The sequence below is a fragment of the Microvirga sp. HBU67558 genome (assembly GCF_018069605.1).
GTDB classification, from domain to species: domain Bacteria; phylum Pseudomonadota; class Alphaproteobacteria; order Rhizobiales; family Beijerinckiaceae; genus Microvirga; species Microvirga terrae.
On the sequence record NZ_JAGPUP010000525.1, the window covers coordinates 27,000 to 46,494 of the forward strand.

Below are 19,495 nucleotides of genomic sequence, written 5' to 3' on the forward strand. Positions count from 1 at the left end.
GGCCCTCCGAGGCCCTCAGCGGAAGCGCGCAATGTACACCAGCTTCATGTTCGCGACCGGGATCGAGAACAGCATCCCGACCATCAACAATGGCCGCACCCGCATCGACCAGATGGAGAAATGCGGCCATTACACCCACTGGCAGACGGATTTCGACCTTCTGAAGGATCTCGACATCCAGGTCCTGCGCTACGGTCCACCTCTGCACAAGACGTTCATCGGCCCGGGCCGCTACGACTGGTCCTTCGCCGACATGACCTTCGGCGAGATCTTCCGCCGCAACATCATTCCCATCGTGGATCTCTGCCACTTCGGCGTCCCAGACTGGATCGGCAACTTCCAGAATCCGGATTTTCCGGATCTCTTTGCAGCCTATGCGGAAGACTTCGCGCACCGGTTCCCCTGGGTGCAGCTCTATACCCCGATCAACGAGATGTTCATCTGCGCCCAGTTCTCCGCCGCCTACGGCTGGTGGAACGAGCAGCTGACCACCGACCAAGCCTTCGTGACCGCCCTCAAGCATATCGTGAAGGCCAACGTCCTGGCCATGGAGCGGATCCTCAAGGTCCGGCCGGACGCGCTCTTCATCCAGAGCGAGTCGTCCGAGTATTTTCATGCCGAGAACCCGGCGGCGATCAAGCCGGCCGAGATCATGAACGCCCGGCGCTTCCTGTCCCTCGATCTGAACTATGGCCGCCGGATCGACTCCGAGATGTACGAGTTCCTGATGGATAGCGGCATGAGCCGGGACGAGTACCATTTCTTCCTCAGCCGCTCCTCGCTGCGTCATCACTGCATCATGGGGAACGACTATTACGTGACCAATGAGCACCGGGTCAGCGCCGACGGTCTGACGAGATCGGCTGGCGATGTCTTCGGCTACGACGAGATCACCCGCCAATATTACGAGCGCTACAGGCTGCCGGTCATGCATACGGAGACGAACCTGATGCAGGGGCCGAATGGCGACGAAGCCGTGAACTGGCTTTGGAAGCAATGGGCCAACGTTTTGAGGGTCCGCAACACCGGCGTGCCGATCGTCGGGTTCACCTGGTATTCGCTCACGGACCAGATGGACTGGGACACGGCGCTGCGCGAGGAGAACAACCGTGTCACGCCGGTTGGGTTGTACGACCTGGATCGCAACATCCGGCCCGTGGGACGCTGCTACAAGCAACTGATCCATGACTGGTGCAATGTTCTTCCGGCCCAGAGCGTGTGCCTGGCGGTCCCCGTGGTTCGGCCGCAGGAATGTGACGAGGCTCCCGTTTCCCGGCAGCAGGAGCGGTTGCGCCTGATGCGCCATAAGGAATCGAAGGAAGATGACGAGCCGGAGACGACGGCCCAGGGGGTGCGTCGCTAGACGCCGGCTTTGAACCGATTTATGCAGCAAGCCACTATAGAGGAGGGCGCCTTCACCGATGCTGGTCGATAGCCATTGCCACCTGGACTTCCCGGACTTTCAGAGCCGCCTCCCCGAGGTTCTGGCGTCTGCCACGGCCGCCGGGGTCGGTCGCATGGTGACCATCTCGACCCATGTGGAGCGCTTCCAGACATACCGGACCTTGGCCGAATCCCATGACAGCATCTTCTGCACCGTCGGAACGCATCCCCATAATGCGGCCGCCGAGCCGGATGTCCCGGCCGAACGGCTGATCGAGCTGTCCGAACATCCGCGTTGCGTCGCCATCGGCGAAGCCGGACTCGATTATCATTACGACAAGAGCCCGCGCGACGTGCAGCAGCGGGTTTTCCGCACCCATATCGAGGCCGCGCAGCAAACCGGTTTGCCCCTGGTGATCCATGCGCGCAACGCCGACGAGGACATGATCCGGATCCTGACCGACGAGATGAGGCGAGGGCGCTTCGACGCTGTTCTCCACTGCTTCTCGTCGGGCGAGACGCTCGCCCAGGTCGGGGTCGAACTCGGCCTGTATGTTTCCTTCTCCGGTATCCTGACGTTCCGTAATTCGGAGGAGATCCGCCGGATCGCCGCTGCCGTTCCGCACGATCGCCTGCTCGTGGAGACGGATGCCCCCTATCTCGCTCCCGTGCCGCATCGTGGAAAGACCAACGAACCGGCCTTCGTGGCGCATACGGCCCGGGTTCTTGCCGAAGTCGTTGGTGTGAGCGAGCAGGAAGTCGCCTCGCTGACGACAGCCAACTTCTATCGCCTGTTCTCCAAGGCGGCCTCCGCCGATGCAGCATCCGGGCGGGCGCTCGCATCATGACATTGAGATTGACGATTCTCGGCTGCGGATCCTCGGCAGGCGTCCCACGCGTGGGAGTCGGCTGGGGAGCCTGCGACCCGAACAATCCGAGGAATCGGCGCAGGCGCTGCTCCGTTCTCGTCGAAAGAACCGGGCCGGATGGCGTCACGACCGTCCTGGTCGATACGGGTCCGGATCTGCGCGACCAGCTCCTTGGGGCCGACGTGCGGCGCCTCGACGGCGTTCTGATCACCCACGAGCACGCGGACCACATCCACGGAATCGACGACCTGCGGCCGCTTGCGATCGTTCAGCATCAGCGGATCCCGGTCTACGCGGACCGGATGACCAGCGAGCTGCTCCAGATGCGATTCGGCTACTGCTTCGAAACGCCGGCCGGCAGCAGCTATCCGCCCATCCTGAAGATGCGCGGGCTGAAGCCCGGGATCCCGGTCGCGGTTCCGGGCGCCGGCGGCGCTGTCGAAGCCTTGCCGTTCCGGATGATCCATGGGGACATCGACGCCCTCGGATTCCGGTTCGGCGGCATCGCCTACGCGCCGGATGTGAGCCAGATGCCGGACGAGAGCCTGTCGGTCCTGGAGGGCCTGGAGGTTCTGATCCTGGACGCCTTGCGCTACACCCCGCATCCGACGCATTTCTCGCTCTCGGAAGCATTGGAGCTGATCGCGAGGGTTCGGCCGAAGCGGGCCATCCTGACGAACCTGCACACGGATCTGGATTACGAGACTCTCCGCCGCGAGCTGCCGCCGCACATCGAACCGGCCTATGATGGGCTCCAGATCGAGGCAACGTGATGGTGGGGCTGCAAGGACGGAGGCTCGGCCCGTGACGACGGGACTGGCGGACTTCACCCTAGCTTCCCATGCTGCCAGCTCATTGGGGTGACCAGTGGGTCGTGCGCCATCAGACCCTCAGTATCCGCGAACTCCGGACGGTCGCTATTTCGTGGTTCGCGGCCGGTTGTGGCGGCTGAGCAATCCGGAACTGGAGCCTCAGGAGCGCGAACGCCTTGTCCGCGAGCTGATGACGGCGCGGCGGGCAGTCCGCAGCGTCAGGGGCGATCCAGTGGCATTGGCCGGCGTGCGTGCCCAGGTCGATGCCGCGAAGCGGGCACTCGGCGAGCGTGGTCCGGTGTGGTGGGATGACGGCGCGCCCGATTACAATCGCCAGCTGGTACGCGATACGCCATATGCTGAATGGTTTTTCTCCCTTGGCGCGAACTCACATACCGATCGGTAGTCGAGACCCGAGGAGCATCGTTGTTAGTTCCATAATATATCTTATGCGAATTACAGATGTGGGGTGACAGGCTCGTCGTCGCGTGCCCTTCCCTTGAGCCTAATGGTCGAGAATGGCCGGCTGGTCGGCGCTGGCTGAAGTGCGTGTCCTCATGCGTGTCCTCGGATCTATTCAGCGCCATTGGCTCGGAATGCGGCCATGAAAGCCGGCGCGGCCTCAGCCGCTGCGGTAAGCGAATATCCGCCCTCCTGGACGATCAGGGTCGGCAAATCGATTTTGCCCCAGATCTCTCCGATCCTGGCGAAGGCGTCCGTCGTGACGTCGAGCTTCGACAACGGGTCGTCCCGGTGGGCGTCCCAGCCGGCCGAGAGCACCAGCGCCTCCGCCCCATGGGCCTGAACGGCCAGCGCCAGGCGCTGGTTGGCATCGATGAAGGCTTCGTCATCGGCGCCGGGCGCGAGCGGCAGGTTGTGATTGGCGCCTTCGCCGGGCCCCGCTCCGGTTTCGTCCGCATAGCCCGCGTAATGCGGGTAGTAAGCCGTGGGATCGGTGTGGACGGAGCCGTAGAGGACGTCCGGGCGGGTATAGAAGATCGCCTGCGTCCCGTCGCCGTGGTGCGTATCGAAATCCACGATCGCGACCTTGGAGAAGTGGCCGCGCAGCAGCGTGGCCGCGATCGCGGCATTGTTGAAGAAGCAGAAGCCCGAGGCCCGGTCCGCATAGGCGTGGTGGCCGGGCGGGCGGCAGAGGGCGAAGGAAGCGCGCTCGCCGGCCAGCACCGCTTCCGCTGCGGCAATTGCCGCTTGGGCGGACGCGTAGGCCGCCTGGAAGGTACCTGCCATGATCGCGCAGGACATATCGCCCACATACCAGCCGGCCTGGCCGAGAATCCCGGTCGGGCGTGGCCTGCCGCGTTCTTCCAGGTCGCTGCCTGAGCCTCGATAGGGATGGACGTTCGGCAGCACCTCCGGACCATGATGCGGCAGTTCCAGGAAGCGATCATAAGCGCTCTGAAGGAAATCCACGTAATGGTCGGCATGAACGGCAAGAATCGGCTCCGGGCCGCGATCGCCCGGATCGGCCGGGATCAGGCCCTGCGCTGCCAGAACCTCGAGAAGCGTTGTCGCCCGGTCCGGATTTTCGAACGGCGCAACGATCCTCCCGTGCACCATGTATTGCCGGGGCTGATGAGCCAGTTGGGCTTCCGAGAAGAACAGCTTCATGTTCGTGGCTCGAATTAGGAGGGTTTCAGGAGGAGGCGGCTTGCATCTCCCCGACTTCCTCGATCGCCGTCCAGGAATAGGTGATCCTAGCGACGGCGCCGAGCATGATCGAGGCAGAGCAGTACTTCTCCTTGGAGAGTTCGATCGCCCTCTCGACCTTGGCCGGCGCAAGGTCCCTCCCCTTGACCCGATAATCGAGATGAATCGCCGTGAAGACCTTGGGGTCCGTCTCGGCACGCTCGGCCGTGACCTCGACGTCGCAATCCGTGACCTTCTCGCGGCCCTTCCTGAGGATCTGGACCACATCGAAAGCCGTGCAGCCTCCCAACCCGATCAGAAGCATCTCCATGGGGCGGATGCCGACATTGCGGCCGCCATATTCCGGCGCTCCGTCCATAACCACGGCGTGGCCGCTGCCGGATTCACCCACGAACATCATCCCGTCGACCAGTTTGACCCGCGCTCTCATTGGGTTTTCGTCCTTGCTGTGCTTGAAGTGTCCTGCTCACCTTATACCGCTAACGCAGGGCAATGGGGCAATTCCAGCTAGCCGGGCGTTTTGTCCTCAGGCTATGACACGGCCGCAACGACCAGGGATTCCATCATGAAGCCTTCCACGGATATCACGCGGCTGATCGAGATCATGGCGGCCCTGCGCACGCCCGAGACCGGCTGTCCCTGGGATCTGGAGCAGGACTTCGCATCGATTGCCCCCTACACGCTCGAGGAAGCCTACGAGGTGGTCGACGCCATCGAGCGCGGCGATCTGGCCGATCTGCGGGATGAACTCGGCGATTTGCTGCTTCAGGTCGTCTTCCACGCCCGCATGGCGGAAGAGCAGGGTGCGTTCGCCTTTCCAGACGTGGTGGAAGCCATCACGCGAAAGCTCATCAGGCGTCATCCTCACGTTTTCGGAGACATCAAGGAGCTGTCGCCCGAGGATGTGAAACGCCTTTGGGACAGGATCAAGTCGGAAGAGAAGGCCGAGCGGCGCGCCGACCGTGAGGCAATGGGGCATTCGCCCGAGGCCCACGAGGCGGGCTTCCTCGGTGGAGTTCCCACGGCCCTGCCCGCTCTGACGCGAGCCCAGAAGCTGACGTCCAAGGCCGCCAAGGTCGGGTTCGATTGGCCCGAAGCCACGCAGGTGATCGACAAGATTCACGAGGAGCTGGAGGAGGTTAAGGACGCTTCTTCATCCGGCGACCGGGACAGGATCGAAGACGAAATTGGGGATCTGCTTTTCTCCGTGACCAACCTGGCTCGGCATTTCGGCATCGATTCCGAGCGCGCCCTGCGGCGGACCAACGCCAAGTTCGAGCGGCGCTTCAAGGCGATCGAGGAGGCCCTGGAGGCGCAGGAAAGGAGCCTCGATGAAGCCTCGCTCGACGAGATGGAGCGGCTCTGGGTGGCGGCGAAGCTCGCCGAGCGCAAATCCGGTCCGGCCTTATAGGACCCGCGCCTCGGGAAACCGGTTCAGGAACCGGGGTTCCTTGCCGGAAACAAGCCGCACCTGGAGGATGGTGTGCCCATTCTCCTTCGTCCGGCGCTCCAGGATCTCCGTGTTCTCGTGCAGCCAGGCAAGCCCCTGCCCGTCCTCCGGAGCCACGTCGACCTCGTAGGTCAGCCGCCCCAGGGCCAAGTGCTGCTCGATCGTGGCGAGGAGTTCGGGAATGCCGTCGCCGGTCAGAGCCGATATGAGGATCGGCCGCCTCTCCTCGTCCGTTCGGTGGGATGTGGCGGCCAGCCGCTCACGGTCCTCGGGCGACAGGAGATCCGCCTTGTTCCAGACCTCGACGACACGCTTCGTGTCATCCGGATCGATCCCGAGCTCTCGCAGGACGACGGCGACGTCCCCGGCCTGAGCCTCGGTCTCTCCGTGGGATACATCCCGGACGTGGAGCAGGACATCCGCTTCGACCACATCCTCCAGGGTGGCCCGGAAGGCGGCCACGAGCATCGTCGGCAGATCGGAGATGAAGCCGACGGTATCCGACAAAATGGCTTTCTCCCCGTGCGGCAGCTCGATGGCTCGAGAGGTCGGATCGAGGGTGGCGAACAGCATGTTCTCGGCCAGAACATCGGCTTGGGTCATGCGGTTGAACAGAGTCGATTTCCCCGCATTGGTGTAGCCGACCAGGGCGATGATCGGATAGGGAACCCGCCGCCGGCTCGTCCTGTGCAGGGAGCGTGTCTTCACGACGCTCTCCAGATCCCGCTCGATCCGGGTCATGCGCTCCTGGATCAGGCGCCGGTCGGCCTCGATCTGGGTCTCGCCCGGGCCACCCAGGAAGCCGAAGCCGCCGCGCTGGCGCTCGAGGTGGGTCCAGGAACGGACCAGACGTCCCTTCTGGTAGGACAGATGGGCCAGCTCGACCTGGAGGGTGCCCTCTTTCGTGCGGGCCCGCCGTCCGAAGATTTCAAGAATCAAGCCGGTCCGGTCGATGACCTTGGCGCTCCAGGCCTTCTCGAGGTTGCGCTGCTGCACCGGGCTGAGGGCGCAGTCCATCACCACGAGCCCGATCTCTTCGGCCCGGATGAGACCGGCCAGTTCGTCGACCTTGCCGCTGCCGATGAACGTGGCGGGGCGCGGCGACGCAAGAGGCGCGATCAGCGACTGGACAATGGTCAGATCGATGGCAAGGGCGAGACCGGTGATCTCATCGAGGCGAGCCTCGGGAGAGCGTGGGTTGCCACCCTCCCCGTCCATCTCGACCGAAGCGCGCCGCCTGCGAGTCAGATACGGGCCGATCACAAGGGTTCTTGTGCCGGCTGCAACCTCTTTTTCAGGTTCGGCAAGCTGGGCGAGACGTTCTTCCCCCGGGCTGCGTGGTTCGGTCACCTCAAGCCTTCTCGCCAGCCTCGTCGATCTGGTCGAACAACTGCACGGGCTGTCCTGGCATGATGGTGGAAATGGCGTGTTTGTAAACCAGCTGCGAATGACCATCCCTGCGCAGAAGGACGCAGAAATTATCGAACCAGGTCACGACGCCCTGAAGCTTCACCCCGTTCACGAGAAAGATCGTCAGGGGAATTTTCTGCTTCCGAACATAGTTCAGAAATGTGTCCTGAAGATTCTGCGCGCGATCGCCCGCCATTGAAGTTGCCTCGCCAGCCCATCGCCGCCGGTCTTGGCTATGGGGCCGCCTGAATATGGTTGTCCGCTTTCGTGCGGTCGGTGACCGGCAGATCTATTACAGGGCGAACGGCAGCGTTCGGCAAGGGGGGCGCAACAGTTCTACCCCCTCGGAGCATATTTTCCCGTGGATTGTAGGTTTTGGTTCTTCTCGACCTCCGGGAGCCCGCCACACCCTGTAACAGTGAAGCCCGTCAGCTTCCGATCCCAAGGGATTTCAACTTCCTGTGCAGCGCCGAGCGCTCCATGCCGATGAACTCCGCCGTTCGCGAGATGTTGCCGCTGAAGCGGGCGATCTGCGCGAGGAGATACTCGCGCTCGAAGATCTCTCGTGCCTCGCGCAGAGGCAGGCTCATGAGCTTCTCGCCCCCGGCCCCGCCCGGGGTGCTCGGAACCAGGGCGCCGATTTCGGTTGGCAGCATGTCGGCCGTGATCTCGGCATCGGGGTCGCCGGAGGTGAGAATCATCAGACGTTCGACGTTGTTGCGGAGCTGGCGCACGTTGCCCGGCCAGTCGTGCGACTGCAGGACCGCCATGGCGTCCTCGGCAATGCGCCGTTTCGGGAGGCCGGTCGTGGACGAAATCTGCTCCATGAAGAACTCGATCAGCTCGGGAACGTCCTCGCGCCGTTCGGCGAGCGACGGCACGCGAATCGGTATCACGCCGAGCCGGTGGAAGAGATCCTCGCGGAACTGGCCCGCCGCAATGGCTGCAGGCAGGTCACGGCTGGACGAGGACACGATGCGCACGTCCACATGAACCCGAGTCGTTCCGCCGACCCGTTGGAAGTTCTGATCGACCAGGACGCGCAGGATCCGGTTCTGCGTCTCGCGCGGCATGTCGGCGATTTCGTCGATGTAGAGGGTGCCGCCATGGGCCTCCTCGAGCGCGCCGACACGGCGTCCTCCGCCCTCGCCGCCTTCCGTACCGAAAAGCTCCGCTTCCATCGTATCGGGCGTGATCGTCGCGGCCGAGAGAACGACGAAGGGACCGTTGGCACGTGTGGACAGGCCGTGCACGGTCCTGGCCGTCAGCTCCTTGCCCGAGCCGGGTGCTCCGGTGATCAGAATGCGCGCATTGGTCGGCGCGGCTCGCTCCACCGCCTGGCGGAGCTGGTTAATGACAATCGATCGTCCGGCGATCCGGCTCGCCTGAACCGAGCGCGAGCGCAAATCGCGCACTTCGCGCTTCAGGCGCGAGGCCTCCAGCGCCCGCTCGGCAACGAGGACGAGCCGGTCCGCCTTGAAGGGCTTTTCGATGAAGTCATAGGCCCCGGCCTTGATGGCCGACACGGCCGTCTCGATGTTGCCGTGGCCGGAGATCATCACCACGGGCAGATCCGGGTGCTGGGACTTGATGATTTCCAGAACCTGCAACCCGTCGAGCCGGCTTCCCTGGAGCCAGATGTCCAGGAAGACCAGGTGAGGACGGCGAGTCTCGATGGCCGCCAGGGCGTCATCGGACGTGCCGGCAGTCCGGGTCCGGTGTCCTTCATCCTCGAGAATGCCGGCCACCAGCTCACGAATGTCGACTTCGTCGTCGACGACGAGAATATCAGCGCTCATTGGCTTGCCCTGCGAGAGTCATTTCGGCTGGAAGCGGCCGATGCCTCTTCTGATGCAACATGCTTCGTCTTGGGGATCCACATGCGAACCTGCCCGCCCCTGCCCTCGGGATTGTCGGCCAGTTCCATGCCACCTCCATGGTCTTCCAGAATCTTGGCAACGATCGGCAGCCCCAGTCCGGTTCCGCCCTCGCGCGTCGTCATGTAGGGCTCGAGAAGGCGCTGGCGGCCTTCCACGGGAAACCCCTTGCCGTTGTCCGTGATCGCCAGGATCAGATAATCCGGGTGGGTGTCGTCGAGCAGCACTGAGATCTGCCCCTGGCCTCGCTCATCCTCCGGCACCGCCGCAATCGCTTCCGTTGCATTCTTGACGATATTCGTCACCGCTTGCGACACGAGCCTCCGGTCGAAGGGAGCAATCAGGGAGCCGGCCGGGACCCGATCGATGAACGCGATCTCCGGATGGGCGATCTTCATCATGAAGACCACCTGTCGGATCGTCTCCGTCAGGTCCTCGTCGCCGATGGTGGGCTTCGGCATGCGGGCGAAGGACGAGAATTCGTCGACCATCCGCTTGATGTCGTCGACCTGCCGCACGATGGTATCCGTGCACTGATCGAACACTTCCCGGTCCGTCGTGATCACCTTGCCGTACTTGCGGCGGATGCGCTCCGCCGAGAGCTGGATGGGCGTCAGGGGATTCTTGATCTCATGCGCGATGCGCCGCGCCACGTCGGCCCAGGCAGAGGTGCGCTGCGCGACCACGAGATCCGTGATGTCGTCGAGAGTGATGACGAGATCCCTCAGGCCTCCGCGCGCCTGTTCGCTGGTCACGCGAACGTTGATGGTGCGCTCCCTGCCCTTCCGGGCGATGTGAATCTGCTGCTGCATCAGGCGCTGACGCCCCTGGTTCATCTCCTCGACCAGGGAGGCGACCTCCGGCAGTACCGCGGTGATCGGCTGGCCGAGCAATTCCTTGTGGGATGTGCCGAGCAGCGCCTCCGTCGACGGATTGACGATGGTGATCTGGCCCCGGGCGTTGACGCCGATCACGCCTGCGGAGACGCCTGCGAGAACCGCCTCCGTGAACCGCCGCCGGCGATCCATCAGGTCACTGGCGGCTGTCAGCCCGTCATGCTGGCGGCGCAACTCGGAGGTCATCTTGTTGAAGGTCTCGCCCAGATGGCCAAGATCGCCCTCGCCCCGGCGGACAGGAACCTGGACGTAGAAGTTGCCGGTCGCCACCTGGTCGGTCGCATGGATGAGGCGCCGGATGGGAGCGACGAGACGGTTGGCGAAGTTGAGCCCGAACCAGACCGCGGACAGCAGCACGATCAGCGCAATCAGCGTGAACATGGACGCGAAGGCGAACTGAAGCCCGGCCTTTCTCTGGTCGAGAGCCGCGTAAAAGGCCACGCCGTTTTCGGCGACCGCCGGGAACTCGATCGCCTGGCGGTCAACCTCCCGGGCCACGTATAGAGTTCGACCGCTTCCGTCGTTCAGCTTGAGGACCGAGCGCAGAATGTTGCCGGTCCCGGGGAGGAGGCAGAGAGCCTCTTGAGTATTGGCGTCCTCGATGTCCGCCTGGGTCGGCTCGGGAAGATCCGGAAGCGGTTTACCGAGGGCCCTCTCCAGAACTGTGCCGTTAGCCTCGACGACCATTGCGACAGGGAGTCCAAGAAAGCGGGCGCGCGAGCTCATGAAATCGCGGAAAAAGTTGCGGTCGGTATTATAGAACGCAATGGCGCGGCTCAAATCCGCGGCCAATAATTGTGTTTCGCGGGCAAGGGTCCGGCATTGGATCTCGCGGTACGAATAAGCAATCGCAACCGTGTTCGTCATCAAATCTTTGATGTTGCTCGTTAATCGCGAGTCGAGCCCTCGTTCGAACGACACCGACGCTGCGCCCGCGATGAGAATAGCCGGCACCCCAGCCACGAGGGTAAAAAGTCCGACGATCCTAACATGAAGTCCTGCAGCCGCCGCGCCCTGGATTCTTGCCCGAATCAGCTTCTGCGACTGCCAGGCAACGATCCCGAGCAGCAGGGCAATGAGAACTCCGTTCAGGATGAAAACCCATTGGACGATGCTGTTCGTGGGAGGGATCGGCGTCGCCCCGGCAAGGATCAGGAACGTGACCAGCGCCGACGCAAGGGCCGTCGGCACGGCGACATAACCGACCCAGATCAGCCAGTTATGGCCCGTTTCAGACGAACGGTGCTGTTCCATCGTGCTCTGGTCGGTCAAGATCCGAGGCCCCCAAGGGGGCGCTTTCCGTTCAGCACCCCGTCACTGGGTGATGCACCAACACAACACTGTGGTCAAATTATTACAGCCGGGAGCACTCAGCCCCGATTGGATCGGACCACCATGAGCTCGAGATCCCTGACCTTCTTGCGCAGGGTGTTGCGATTGACTCCGAGAAGCTCGGCCGCCCGGATCTGATTTCCTCGCGTGGCTGCGAGGGCCGCTCCGATCAGGGGACCTTCGATTTCGCGGAGGATGCGGTGATAGAGGCCCGGCGGCGGAAGGGTGTCCCGGAAGCCGGAGAAATATTCGTTCAGGTGCCGTTCCACGGCCTCCGACAGCCCCTCCGAACTCTGCTGGGATGTCTGGGACGGCTTCCCGGCAGGCTGCGGCGGCAGCAACGGCTGGGAATCGAGCTCCGCGTCGATGATGGCACCGGTGATCGTATCCTGAGGATAGAGGGCCGCCAGGCGCCGCACGAGGTTTTCGAGTTCCCGGACGTTGCCCGGCCAACGATAGCGCTTCAGCCGGTCCATGGCCTCCACGTCGAGCTGCTTGCGGGCGAGCCCCTCCTTCTCGATCAGCATGAAGAAGTGACGCGCCAGATCCGGGATGTCTTCGACGCGCTCGCGCAGGGGCGGAAGGCGCAGGGGAACTACGTTGAGGCGGAAATAGAGATCCTCCCGGAACAGGCCCTGCTGGATCAGCACGCGCAGGTCCTTGTTCGTGGCAGCCACGATCCGGACATTGGTCTTGATCGGCACCCTGCCGCCGACCGTCGTATATTCGCCCTGCTGAAGGACCCGCAGGAGCCGCGTCTGGGCCTCCATGGGCATGTCGCCGATCTCGTCGAGGAACAGGGTGCCGCCCTCGGCCTGCTCGAAGCGTCCGGTGCTGCGGGCGGTGGCCCCGGTGAAGGCGCCCTTCTCGTGACCGAAAAGCTCGGATTCGATCAACTCGCGGGGAATGGCCGCCATGTTCACGGCCACGAACGGGCCCTGCCGGCGCTTGCCGTAATCGTGCAGCGCCTTTGCGACGAGTTCCTTACCCGTGCCCGACTCGCCCGTGATCATCACCGTCAGGTCGGTGGGCATCAGACGGGCGAGCGCGCGGTAGATCTCCTGCATCGCGTGCGAGCGGCCGACGAGCGGGATGTCCTCGTTCTCCGGCGACGGGTTCGCCCCGGTGGGAACGTTCCGGGGCCGGGACAGTGCCCGGCCGACCACCGCCACGAGCTCCTTGAGGTCGAAGGGCTTCGGCAGGTACTCGTAAGCTCCGCGTTCGGAGGCCTTGATGGCCGTCATGAAGGTATTCTGAGCGCTCATGACGATGATCGGCAAGTCCGGCCGCATCTTCTTGATGCGGGGCAGAAGGTCGAAGGCATTCTCGTCGGGCATCATCACGTCCGTGATGACGAGATCGCCCTCCCCCTGGGATACCCACCGCCAGAGAGTTGCGGCGTTGCTGGTGGAGCGAACCTCGTACCCTGCCCGGGAGAGGGCCTGGTTCAGGACGGTCCGGATGGCTGCATCGTCATCGGCGAGAAGGATCTGTCCGCTCGGCATCGCTTAATCTCACAAATCGGACCCGCGGCCGTCGCCGGCGCGGTGCATAGGCAGGAGAATTCTGAACGTGGTTCGTCTGGGTGCCGGTTCGCATTCGACGATGCCGCCGTGATCCCCGACGATCTTCGCCACCAGTGCGAGACCAAGGCCGCTGCCCTGGACCTTCGTCGTGACGAAAGGATCGAAAAGGTCGCTCATCAGCTCCGGGGGAATGCCGGGACCATTGTCGATGACGCTCAGTTCGATAGGCAGGCTGACCCGCTCCTGGGAACCGGGGACCTGAAGCCGGACACCGGTCCGGAAGGCTGTCGACAACATGATCTCGCCGTCCGGGGTATCGATTCCGACCGCCTCGGCGGCGTTCTTCACCAGGTTCAGGATGACCTGGATCAGCTGATCCCTGTTGCCGAGCACCGGCGGAAGGGACGGGTCGTAATTCTCGACGAAACGGATGTGCCGGGCGAAGCCCGACTGCGCGAGGCGCTTCACGTGGTCGAGCACCCCGTGGATATTCACGGGTCCACGCTCGACCGGCCTCTCCTCGCCGAACAGCTCCATGCGCTCCACGAGCTTCACGATGCGGTCGGTCTCGTCGCAGATCAGGCGCGTCAGGAGGCGGTCGTCCTCGCTCGCCGATTGCTCGAGGAGCTGCGCCGCGCCCCGGATGCCGGAGAGCGGATTCTTGATCTCGTGCGCTAGCAGGGCCCCCAGCGCCGTGATCGACCGCGCGGCGCCGCGGTGGGTCAGCTGGCGGTTCATCTTGTCGGCGATCGTCCTTTCCTGGAGCATCAGGATGACGCTGTCGGCATCGTCGCCGAGTGGGCTGGCCGAGACGTCCACGATGCGTTCAGCTCCCAGGCGCGGACTGCCGATATCGACCCGGTGCTCGCTGACGCTGGAGCCCCGCTGGCGGACATCCTCCACCAGCGCCATAACGGGCGAGCCGAAGGGCAGCAGGTCGCTGAGCCTCTGGCGCAGCATCATGCGCAGGCTCATCTCGAAGAAGGACTCGGCTGCGGCATTGGCATGGACGATCCGGTTCTCCGGCCCGACGGTCAGAACCGGAATCGGGAGCGCGTTCATGATGAGGTCGTTGATGGCCATCACCGTCATGCCGCCTCCCGGCCCCGATGCTCATAGAGCGAGCGCAGCAGCGCGAGCACGGTCCGGGGCTCCTCGGAGGTCACCAGAGCCGTGCGAAGGTTCGCCGCGATGGGGAAGCCTGCGGCCGCAGCCACGTCGGCATAGGCAGCCAGGTGCTTGCGGGCGTGCCGGACGCCGACCTTCTCGCCATAGAGCGACAGCAACCCCTCGTAATGCTCGACGGCGATCTCCGTCATTGCCTCAGGGGATGGATCGGGGATGGTCACGCCCTGGAGGGCGGCGCCGATCTGGCCGACGAGCCAGGGCTTCCCGACCGCGGAGCGCCCTACCATCACGGCCGTGGCCCCCGAGGCCGACAGGCAATTCCTGGCGTCTTCGAACGACCCGATATCGCCGTTGGCAATGACAGGAATGCTCACGGCATCGACGATGGCCGCGATGGCCTTCCAGTCGGCCCGCCCTTTGTAGAACTGCTGCCGCGTCCGGCCGTGCACTGTCACGGCTTTCACGCCCAGGGACTCAGCCCGACGGGCGAGGTCGGCGGCGTTGATCGTGTCCTGATCCCAGCCGAGTCGCATCTTGACGGTCACGGGAACGCTCGCCGCCGCCACGGTCGCCTCGATGAGCCGGGCGGCATGATCCAGATCCCGCATGAGGGCCGATCCCGCGAGGCCTCCGATCACCCGCTTGGCCGGGCAGCCCATGTTGATGTCGATGATCCGCGCACCTGCCCCCTCGGCCACCCGGGCGGCCTCCGCCATCCAACGCGGCTCGCAGCCGGCCAGCTGAACCACGTGCGGCTCGATCCCGGCACCTTCCGCGCGCAGCTGCGCCTCCTCCGAGCCCTGCACCAGCTCGTCCGACGCCACCATCTCCGACACGACCAGCCCGGCCCCCAGGCGCTTGGCGATGCGCCGGAAAGCGACATCCGTGACGCCCGACAAAGGTGCGAGAATGGCGGCCCGATCGATCCGGAGGGGACCGATGTGGAAACCTTTTGCGCCTAATTTTTGATCAAATTCCATTGTGCCTAATCAATAGCCATTTCGGCCGGCCGTGCAAGCCCCTCTCACGGGGATTTGCTTTCCTGTCCCCTCATGCTTAGGAGAACCTTCGTCGCGGAGAGCTCGCCCGGATGTCAGTTGCCGCCCTCATCGTTGCTGCAGGACGTGGATCGAGAGCGGGTGAGGGAATCCCGAAGCAGTACCGCTTGGTGCAAGGGCAATCCGTACTTGCACGAACGCTCTTCGCCTTTGCGTCTCATCCGCGGATCAGCCGGACCGTAGTTGTGATCCATCCTGACGACCGGGCGTTTTATGAGGCAGCGATTCGCGCGTTGCCATCCCCCGAATCGACAGTTCTGCCATGCGTCCATGGCGGCACGACGCGGCAGGATTCGGTTCGCAACGGACTGGACGCGCTGGCCGCCTCGAACCCCGAGATCGTTCTCGTTCATGACGCGGCCCGCCCCTTTGCAAGCTCCGACCTGATCGACAGAGCCATCGAGGCCGGCGATCTCTGGGGCGCGGCCGTTCCAGGGACGCCGGTGACGGATACGATCAAGATCGTCGGGGATCGGTCCGAGGTAGTCTCCACGCCGGATCGTTCAGCCCTCAGGGCGGTGCAGACCCCGCAATCCTTCAAGTTTCCGCTCCTCCTCGCGGCACACCGTGCTGCGGCCGATGCGGACCTTCACAGTTTTAGCGACGATGGTGCCCTGGCAGAATGGGCCGGGCTGAAGGTTCACGTCTTCGAGGGGGAACCCGGCAATATCAAGCTTACCCATCCGGGCGATTTCCAAGAGGCCGAGCGGCGCATGAGAAGCCGAGAGACGACATACCTGACCCGCCTTGGCACCGGTTTCGACGTGCATGCTTTCGGTGAGGGCGATCATGTCTGGCTTGGGGGAATCAAGGTTCCTCATGACCGCGGCGTCATCGCTCATTCCGATGGCGACGTGATCCTTCATGCTCTGACGGACGCCATCCTCGGGGCCCTGGCCGACGGTGACATCGGCACCTACTTTCCGCCGAGCGATCCGCAATGGCGCGGTGCCTCCTCCGACCGGTTCCTGGCTCATGCGGTGGAACTCGTCCGTCACCGGGGCGGGATGGTCGACCATCTCGACGCGACCCTTCTGTGCGAGAGGCCGCGGCTCGGTCCGCATCGGGAGGCGATGCGGCAGCGGATCGCGGAGATCGCCGGCCTCCGTCTCGACCAGGTCTCGCTCAAGGCGACGACCACCGAGAAACTTGGCTTCACGGGTCGCCGCGAGGGCATCGCCGCCCAGGCGGCCGCCACGATCCGCCTGCCGGAGGTGAACGCATGATCCCTGAGTTGATGAACCGCGCCGCTGCGCTCCTGCAGGCCTATCGCGGGAGGGGCCTTAAGATCGCGACGGCGGAATCCTGCACCGGCGGCCTCGTGGCGGCGCTGCTGACGGAGATCTCGGGCTCCTCCGCCGTGGTGGAGCGCGGATTCGTGACCTATTCCAACGAGGCGAAGACGGAGCTGATCGGTGTTCCGGCCGAAATGATCGCCTCGGAGGGCGCCGTGAGCGAGAAGGTCGCACGGGCCATGGCGGAGGGCGCCCTCGCCCATTCGCGGGCCGACGTGGCGGTGGGCATCACGGGTGTCGCCGGTCCGACCGGCGGGACGCTCACGAAGCCGGTGGGTCTCGTTCATTTCGGCCTTGCGCGGAAAGGCGCCGGGACGGTGCACCTCGAGCGCCGCTACGGCGATCTCGGCCGGGAGACCGTGCGTCGTCGGGCCGTCGAGGACGCCCTGTCCCTGCTGGAGCAGGCCCTGCGCTGATCAGGCGGACTTGGCGCCGGCCCGGGATGCGGACGGCGCCCCGTAGATCTCGTCCGCCCGCGCCTCGAAGGCTCCGGTGAACTTGCGGAACGCCTTGTCGAAGACGCTGCCCATGAGAAGCCCGAGCGCGAAGCTCTTGAACTCGTAGTTGATGTAGAAATCGACCTCGCATCCGCCCGGTGCCTCGCGGAAGGTCCAGCGGTTCTCGAGATACTTGAACGGTCCGTCCACGTATTCGACCGTGATCTTCCGGCGCGGGTCGTCCAGGGTCACGCGGGTGGTGAAGGTCTCACTGATGGCCTTGTATCCCACCGACATCGTGGCGACGAGCGACTCAATGCCCTCCCCGCTCTGGACCCGGCGCATGACCCGCAAATCTTCGCAGAGCGGGACGAATTCGGGGTAGCGCTCCACATCGGCCACGAGGGCGAACATCTGAGCCGGGGTATGCTGGACGGTGCGCGTGGTGCGAAAGGTCGGCATGCTCAGGCGGCCTCTTTGACGGTTGCAAGCGCGGCCTCGAGGGCCGGGATCTCGGAGCGGGAGCGCAGCACGTAAACCCGCTGATCGGGGCGCAGACGCTCCAGCATCCGGGCGGTTTTCGGCCGCATCGTCCGGGGATAGGACCAGATCCAGCGCATGAAAGACCAGTCGAACCGCTCGGGCCCGGCGTCGCCGAGATCGGCCCGGGAGCGGCCGTAGTTCCTCACGACGCGCCAGAGCACGCTCGAGGCGCAGCGCCAGCGCGGCACGTCGAGCCAGACGATGGCGGTCGCCCGGGGAACACGGATGGCGAAGGTGCTGGCGTAGTTGCCGTCCATGACCCAGACCGGCCGGGCCGCAAGGGTTTTCACCCTCTCACGCCATTCAGCCCTAGGCGGTGTGGTCCAGCCGGGCCCGAAATATTCCCGATCGAGGTGGATCAGCGGCAGGTCGAGGCGCCTCGCGAGACGGCTCGCCAGGGTGCTCTTGCCCGCGCCCGGGCTGCCGATCACCAATATGCGCTGCATGCCAAGTCCGAATCGTGCCCGTCAGGTTTCAGCCGAGCTTCGCCAGACGAGCCGCCTTCAGCTTGGCAAAATCCTCTCCCGCGTGATGCGAGGAGCGCGTCAGCGGGGTCGAGGAGACGAGGAGGAAACCCTTGGCGTAGGCTGTGGTTTCAAAGGCTTTGAATTCGTCGGGCGTCACGAACCGGATCACCGGGTGGTGCTTCTTCGTGGGCTGGAGGTATTGGCCGATGGTCATGAAGTCCACATCGGCCGAACGAAGGTCGTCCATGAGCTGGAGCACCTCGTTCCGCTCCTCCCCCAGGCCGACCATGATGCCGGACTTGGTGAAGATCGTCGGATCGAGCTCCTTCACCTGCTGCAGCAGGCGGATGGAGTGAAAGTAGCGGGCCCCGGGCCGGACTTTCAGATACTTGGACGGCACGGTCTCGAGGTTGTGGTTGAACACGTCGGGCTTGGCCGCGACCACGACTTCGAGCGCGCCCGGCTTGCGGAGGAAGTCCGGGGTCAGGATCTCGATGGTGGTCTTCGGGCTGCGCGCCCGGATGGCCTGGATCACGTCGGCGAAATGCTGCGCGCCGCCGTCCGCCAGATCGTCCCGGTCCACGGACGTGATGACCACGTGCTCCAGTCCGAGCTTTTCCACGGCCTTGGCCACGCTCTCGGGCTCGTTCGGGTCAAGGGCCTGCGGCAGGCCGGTTTTCACGTTGCAGAACGCGCAGGCCCGGGTGCAGGTGTCGCCCATGATCATGAAGGTGGCGTGCTTCTTCTCCCAGCACTCCCCGATATTGGGGCAGCCGGCCTCCTCGCAGACGGTCACGAGCTTGTTCTCGCGCACGATCCGGTTGGTCTCGGCCCATTTCGGCGAACCGGGCGCCTTCACGCGGATCCACTCGGGCTTGCGCTGCTGGACGGGCTGATCCGGCCGATGCGCCTTTTCCGGATGGCGGGGGCGCTGGTCCTTGTTGAGAAGGTCGAGAACGACGGCCATGAAGCTACAATCCCTGGGCGAGGAAACCCTGCCCTTCCTGATATGCCGCTGATTTAAGGCGTCTGGCGGACATTCGCAAATGCTCAGATGGCAGGTCTGCCTGCATTGTTGGACCGTGACCGGCTTGCTGTTGATGCAGAGCGTGCAAAGGAGTGGCGGGTCCCATCCGTTTCCCGCCGTCACCGGGCTTGTCCGGGTGGTCGCGCTGCTGCGAGGCGGGTGCCTATCCGGATTGGAATGGCTGGCCCTGGCCCCCTCACGGTCATCACCGACCTTGTGCCGGTGATCCCGCTTGTCTGAGGTGCGGCGCTTTTCCGATCGGGATGGCCGGCACAAGGCCGGCCATGACGCGGGAGGGTCGGATGACGGGGGAGCGT

At 64.4% G+C, this 19,495-nt stretch carries 19 protein-coding genes; 7 read left to right on the forward strand and 12 right to left on the reverse strand.

Annotated features, from left to right (window positions below):
• Positions 1 to 31 precede the first annotated feature (31 nt).
• The 4 genes from KBI52_RS16635 to KBI52_RS16650 all read left to right on the forward strand — a co-directional run bounded on the left by KBI52_RS16635 (position 32) and on the right by KBI52_RS16650 (position 3,470).
• Positions 32 to 1,363 (forward strand): family 1 glycosylhydrolase, encoded by a 1,332-nt coding sequence (locus KBI52_RS16635; protein WP_210808795.1) that lies wholly within the window; start codon positions 32 to 34, stop codon positions 1,361 to 1,363.
• A 58-nt stretch (positions 1,364 to 1,421) separates the two neighbouring features.
• Entirely contained in the window at positions 1,422 to 2,231 is an 810-nt protein-coding gene (locus tag KBI52_RS16640) for a TatD family hydrolase (protein ID WP_173948265.1), read from the forward strand.
• Positions 2,228 to 3,025: an MBL fold metallo-hydrolase gene (locus KBI52_RS16645; RefSeq protein ID WP_210808797.1), complete on the forward strand. Its 798-nt coding sequence runs from the start codon at positions 2,228 to 2,230 to the stop codon at positions 3,023 to 3,025. The genes KBI52_RS16640 and KBI52_RS16645 overlap by 4 nt, the downstream gene beginning before the upstream one ends.
• 94 nt (positions 3,026 to 3,119) lie before the next feature.
• Positions 3,120 to 3,470 (forward strand): hypothetical protein, encoded by a 351-nt coding sequence (locus tag KBI52_RS16650; protein ID WP_173948263.1) that lies wholly within the window; start codon positions 3,120 to 3,122, stop codon positions 3,468 to 3,470.
• A gap of 167 nt (positions 3,471 to 3,637) precedes the next feature.
• Here the strand turns inward: KBI52_RS16650 and KBI52_RS16655 are convergent, their stop codons facing one another.
• Both KBI52_RS16655 and KBI52_RS16660 read right to left on the reverse strand, forming a co-directional pair.
• Positions 3,638 to 4,693, reverse strand: a complete 1,056-nt coding sequence (locus KBI52_RS16655; RefSeq protein ID WP_210808799.1) for a histone deacetylase family protein — start codon at positions 4,691 to 4,693, stop codon at positions 3,638 to 3,640.
• A 25-nt stretch (positions 4,694 to 4,718) separates the two neighbouring features.
• Positions 4,719 to 5,162, reverse strand: coding sequence for an OsmC family protein (locus tag KBI52_RS16660; RefSeq protein WP_210808801.1), 444 nt, complete (start codon positions 5,160 to 5,162; stop codon positions 4,719 to 4,721).
• 135 nt (positions 5,163 to 5,297) lie between these two features.
• Here KBI52_RS16660 and mazG point away from each other — a divergent pair, with 135 nt between their 5' ends.
• On the forward strand, positions 5,298 to 6,143 hold the full coding sequence (mazG, locus tag KBI52_RS16665; protein ID WP_173948260.1) for a nucleoside triphosphate pyrophosphohydrolase: 846 nt from the start codon (positions 5,298 to 5,300) through the stop codon (positions 6,141 to 6,143).
• Here mazG and hflX read toward each other — a convergent pair.
• The 7 genes from hflX to dusB all read right to left on the reverse strand — a co-directional run bounded on the left by hflX (position 6,138) and on the right by dusB (position 15,331).
• Entirely contained in the window at positions 6,138 to 7,532 is a 1,395-nt protein-coding gene (gene hflX, locus KBI52_RS16670; RefSeq protein ID WP_210808803.1) for a GTPase HflX, read from the reverse strand. The two genes, mazG and hflX, sit on opposite strands and share 6 nt — an antisense overlap.
• Before the next feature lies 1 nt (position 7,533).
• The gene (hfq, locus tag KBI52_RS16675; RefSeq protein WP_009491222.1) at positions 7,534 to 7,788 is read right to left on the reverse strand and encodes an RNA chaperone Hfq; all 255 of its coding nucleotides are present in this window, start codon (positions 7,786 to 7,788) and stop codon (positions 7,534 to 7,536) included.
• A 232-nt stretch (positions 7,789 to 8,020) separates the two neighbouring features.
• Positions 8,021 to 9,391, reverse strand: coding sequence for a sigma-54 dependent transcriptional regulator (locus tag KBI52_RS16680; protein WP_173948258.1), 1,371 nt, complete (start codon positions 9,389 to 9,391; stop codon positions 8,021 to 8,023).
• Positions 9,388 to 11,619, reverse strand: coding sequence for a PAS domain-containing sensor histidine kinase (locus KBI52_RS16685; RefSeq protein ID WP_247654446.1), 2,232 nt, complete (start codon positions 11,617 to 11,619; stop codon positions 9,388 to 9,390). The genes KBI52_RS16680 and KBI52_RS16685 overlap by 4 nt, the downstream gene beginning before the upstream one ends.
• A 116-nt stretch (positions 11,620 to 11,735) precedes the next feature.
• Positions 11,736 to 13,202, reverse strand: a complete 1,467-nt coding sequence (gene ntrC / locus KBI52_RS16690; protein WP_173948256.1) for a nitrogen regulation protein NR(I) — start codon at positions 13,200 to 13,202, stop codon at positions 11,736 to 11,738.
• Positions 13,203 to 13,211: 9 nt separating this feature from the next.
• A complete protein-coding gene (locus KBI52_RS16695) occupies positions 13,212 to 14,315 on the reverse strand; it encodes a nitrogen regulation protein NR(II) (RefSeq protein ID WP_210808805.1) in 1,104 nt (367 codons plus the stop codon).
• Positions 14,312 to 15,331 (reverse strand): tRNA dihydrouridine synthase DusB, encoded by a 1,020-nt coding sequence (gene dusB / locus KBI52_RS16700; protein WP_210808807.1) that lies wholly within the window; start codon positions 15,329 to 15,331, stop codon positions 14,312 to 14,314. Before dusB ends, KBI52_RS16695 begins: the two co-directional genes overlap by 4 nt.
• A 110-nt stretch (positions 15,332 to 15,441) precedes the next feature.
• Between dusB and KBI52_RS16705 the strand changes: the two genes are divergently transcribed.
• Together KBI52_RS16705 and KBI52_RS16710 are read left to right on the forward strand one after the other, a co-directional pair.
• A complete protein-coding gene (locus KBI52_RS16705; RefSeq protein ID WP_210808808.1) occupies positions 15,442 to 16,635 on the forward strand; it encodes a bifunctional 2-C-methyl-D-erythritol 4-phosphate cytidylyltransferase/2-C-methyl-D-erythritol 2,4-cyclodiphosphate synthase in 1,194 nt (397 codons plus the stop codon).
• Positions 16,632 to 17,120 carry a CinA family protein gene (locus tag KBI52_RS16710; protein WP_173948252.1) on the forward strand — a complete coding sequence of 163 codons (489 nt, stop codon included), beginning with the start codon at positions 16,632 to 16,634 and terminating at the stop codon, positions 17,118 to 17,120. Before KBI52_RS16705 ends, KBI52_RS16710 begins: the two co-directional genes overlap by 4 nt.
• Here KBI52_RS16710 and KBI52_RS16715 read toward each other — a convergent pair whose 3' ends face one another.
• The 3 genes from KBI52_RS16715 to lipA are packed head-to-tail and all read right to left on the reverse strand — an operon-like array spanning position 17,121 to position 19,118.
• Positions 17,121 to 17,603 carry a type II toxin-antitoxin system RatA family toxin gene (locus KBI52_RS16715; protein ID WP_210808810.1) on the reverse strand — a complete coding sequence of 161 codons (483 nt, stop codon included), beginning with the start codon at positions 17,601 to 17,603 and terminating at the stop codon, positions 17,121 to 17,123.
• Between the two features lie 2 nt (positions 17,604 to 17,605).
• Entirely contained in the window at positions 17,606 to 18,130 is a 525-nt protein-coding gene (locus tag KBI52_RS16720; protein ID WP_173948250.1) for an AAA family ATPase, read from the reverse strand.
• A gap of 28 nt (positions 18,131 to 18,158) precedes the next feature.
• Complete coding sequence (lipA, locus tag KBI52_RS16725; protein WP_173948249.1) at positions 18,159 to 19,118, reverse strand: lipoyl synthase; 960 nt, start codon at positions 19,116 to 19,118, stop codon at positions 18,159 to 18,161.
• Positions 19,119 to 19,495: the final 377 nt, after the last annotated feature.